The 1,131-nt window shown below is 65.3% G+C and carries 2 protein-coding genes; one reads left to right on the forward strand and one right to left on the reverse strand.

Going from position 1 to position 1,131, the window contains the following annotated elements:
* Positions 1–430, reverse strand: a 430-nt coding sequence (locus tag AHiyo1_RS21640) for an alcohol dehydrogenase catalytic domain-containing protein (protein WP_148667716.1), incomplete at its 3' end; no start/stop codon positions are given.
* A gap of 141 nt (positions 431–571) precedes the next feature.
* Here AHiyo1_RS21640 and AHiyo1_RS21645 point away from each other — a divergent pair.
* Positions 572–1,131 (forward strand): LacI family DNA-binding transcriptional regulator (locus tag AHiyo1_RS21645; protein ID WP_148667717.1); only part of this gene is annotated, 560 nt, incomplete at its 3' end.

Raw genomic sequence — 1,131 nt, forward strand, 5'->3', positions numbered from 1 at the left:
CCGTGATGCCGGGAACCTTGACGAGCGTGGACTCGGCGAGCGGCACGCGCACGGCCTGGCCTTGGCCGCCGTCGATCGCGTGACCGCTGTCATCCTTGCCGCCCCAACCTGCCAAATGATCGCAGGCAACTGTGACGCCGTTCAAGCATTGCGGGCAGGCCCCGCAGCTGACCACGAACGGAGCGATCACGAAATCGCCGGGCGCCAGGGTGGTGACGTCGTCGCCAATGCTTTCCACCGTGCCGATGAATTCATGTCCGATGGCCGAAGGCTGGTGGGTGGGCTTTACGCCGCGGTAGGGCCAAAGGTCCGATCCGCAGACGCAGGAGGCAGTCACTTTGACGACGACGTCGGTGGGCAGCTGGACCGTCGGGTAGTTACGGTCTTCAACGCGGATGTCGCCGGGACCGTGGATGATGGTGGCGCGCATGGGGCTCCTCAAATGGTGGTTGTTGGGCTTGAATCGAGTCTATCCCCGGCATGCCCGTGGTCTTGTACTGGCCGGTAGCTCAGCGTGGACTCGCTGCGGTCCTGTTCGTCGCTTGGCCTCCAGGTCACGCAGAATAGCTCCATGACAAAAAGCAGCGGGCGCTTACCACGGCTTGAAGACGTAGCGGAATTGGCGGGAGTCTCGCACCAGACCGTTTCACGGGTGATCAACGACCACCCCAACGTCAGCAAGGGCACCCGGGAGCGTGTCGAGGCCGCCATCGCCGAGCTGGGATACCGGCGCAATACTGCTGCGCGGAGCCTCGTGACCCGCCGTTCCCAGACCATCGGGGTCCTGGCGAGCGAGCTGGCGCAGTACGGCCCGGCGAACACCCTGCTGGGCGTCGAGCAGGCTGCGAGGGATGCCGGCTATTTCGTCAGCATCGCAGCCTTGAGGACGGTCAACCGGGAGGCGATCCTTGATGCGGTCCGGCATTTCCTGGACCAGTCCGTGGACGGAATCGTTGTGATCGTTCCCCATTCGGACACCCTGCTGGCGTTGGCGGAAGTGAAGGCCGGGGTTCCCGTAGTGGCCGTGGGGTCGCTGGGCGACGCGTCGGTCGGCGGAGCCATGGTGGACCAGAAGCGCGGCGCGGAATTGGCCGTGAGGCATCTGGTGGAGCAGGGGCACCGGCGGATCGG

This window comes from Arthrobacter sp. Hiyo1 (assembly GCF_001263615.2).
In the GTDB taxonomy this organism is placed as follows: domain Bacteria; phylum Actinomycetota; class Actinomycetes; order Actinomycetales; family Micrococcaceae; genus Arthrobacter.